General features: G+C 68.8%; 2 protein-coding genes. One reads left to right on the top strand and one right to left on the bottom strand.

Features of this window, described 5'->3' with window-relative positions; all coding sequences use genetic code 11:
* The coding region (locus L995_RS16415) for an aminotransferase-like domain-containing protein (protein WP_047472663.1) at nt 1–1078 on the top strand (1078 nt) is incomplete at its 5' end.
* On the opposite strand, the gene L995_RS16410 is transcribed toward L995_RS16415, so the two are convergent.
* Entirely contained in the window at nt 1075–1662 is a 588-nt protein-coding gene (locus tag L995_RS16410) for a TetR/AcrR family transcriptional regulator (protein ID WP_047472662.1), read from the bottom strand. The genes L995_RS16415 and L995_RS16410 overlap by 4 nt on opposite strands.
* Nucleotides 1663–1791 lie beyond the last annotated feature (129 nt).

Below are 1791 nucleotides of genomic sequence, written 5' to 3'. Positions count from 1 at the left end.
CCGCGTCCACGCGCTCAAGCCGGGCTGCGGCTGGCTGCCGCCTTCATGGCTGTACGAGGAAGGCGTGCGCCGCGCGCTGCGCTCCCTGGCGCGCTCGGGCACGCTGGAGCTGACGGAGTACGCAACGCCGCTGGGCCACCCGGCACTGCGCCGCCTGCTGGCGCGGCGCATGGCCGCCATGGGGCTGGAGACCTCGCCCGAGCAGATCCTGCTGACGGAGTCGGGCACGCACTCCATCGACCTGGTCTGCCGTTTCCTGCTGGAGCCCGGCGATACGGTGCTGATCGACGACCCCTGCTATTTCAATTTCCATGCGCTGCTCAAGGCGCACCGCGTGCAGGCCGTGAGCGTGCCCTACACGCCGCAGGGGCCCGACGTGGCCCGGTTCGCCGACGCGCTGCAGGCGCATTCGCCACGCCTGTACATCACCAATTCGGCCATCCACAACCCGACGGGCGCCACGCTGTCGCCACTGGTGGCGCACCGCATCCTCAAGCTGGCCGACAGCTCGGACCTGGTGATCGTGGAGGACGACATCTTCTGCGACCTGGAGACCCATGCGGCGCCCCGGCTGGCGGCCTTCGACGGCCTGTCGCGCGTGATCCAGATCGGCAGCTTCTCCAAGACGGTGTCGGCCTCGCTGCGCTGCGGCTTCATCGCGGCGCGGCCCGACTGGACGCAGGACCTGGCGGACCTGAAGATCGCCACCAACTTCGGCGGCGGGCGCATGGCCGCCGACATCGTGCTGCGCACGCTGACCGACAGCGGCTACCGCAGGCACATGGAGTCCGTGCGGCTGCGGCTGGCGCAGGAGATGGAACGCACGGCCGCGCGGCTGCAGGCCCTGGGCATGAAGCCCTGGCTGGTGCCGCAGGCCGGCATGTTCCTGTGGTGCCAGTTGCCCGGGGGCATGGATGCCACGGCGCTTGCGCGCACCTGCCTGGAAGATGGCGTGGTGCTGGCGCCCGGCAATGCCTTCAGCCAGTCGCAGAGCGCAGGCGATTTCCTGCGCTTCAATGTGGCGCAGTGCTCGGATGCGCGGATCTTCGAGGTGCTGGCGCGGGCGCTGAAGGGCTAGGCCGGTTCAGCCTGCAGCAGGCCGCGCACCCGTGCCTGCACGTGTTCCAGGGACGGCGGCAGGTCGAACAGCACGCGGTAGACGATGGGCGCGGCCAGCGCGTCGATCAGGGTGTCCGCAGCGGGCATCGCCTCGCCACGCCGCGCTGCGCGCTCGCCGATCTGCGCCAGTTGCCCGCGCAGGATTTCCACGCAGGCGCAGGGCGTGTGCTCGTTGCCCGCTGCGGCGGCCATGTCGCGCAGCATGGTGCGGCCCAGCGGCGAGGCCGATTCCTCCAGGAACTGCTCGGCCCAGGCCAGCAGGTCGCCCTCCAGCGTGCCCGTGTCCAGCGGCGGCGCCGTGGGCCGGATGATTTCCACGGCCACATCGGCCAGCAGCTGCTGTAGGTCGCCCCAGCGCCGGTAGAGGGTGGACGGCGTCACGCCCGCCTGGGCGGCGATGAGCGGAAAGCTCAGTTCCTCGCGCGGCATGGTTTCCAGCAGGCCCTTGACGGTCTGGTAGACCGTGGCCTGGATGCGCGCGCTGCGTCCGCCGGGACGGGCGGGACCGCCTGTTTTAGAAAGGGATGGGACTTGCGTGCTCATGGTTATTAAAGCTAAAAATTTGCGTTAGCAGCGCACAAGCGCAGAATTCGCTAACGCAAAAACTTTGCATTAATTGTGCAGCGGGGCTCTTAACCATGTCGGTACTGCAACCATCCAACTCCAACGCGG

The organism is Delftia sp. ZNC0008 (assembly GCF_000799035.1).
GTDB lineage: Bacteria > Pseudomonadota > Gammaproteobacteria > Burkholderiales > Burkholderiaceae_C > Comamonas > Comamonas tsuruhatensis.
This window is presented reverse-complemented; position numbering and strand designations above follow the sequence as displayed.

Excerpts from the sequence above, each read along its gene's own strand:
- L995_RS16410 (WP_047472662.1), bottom strand. The coding sequence starts at position 1,662 with ATGAGCACGCAAGTCCCATCCCTTTCTAAAACAGGCGGTCCCGCCCGT.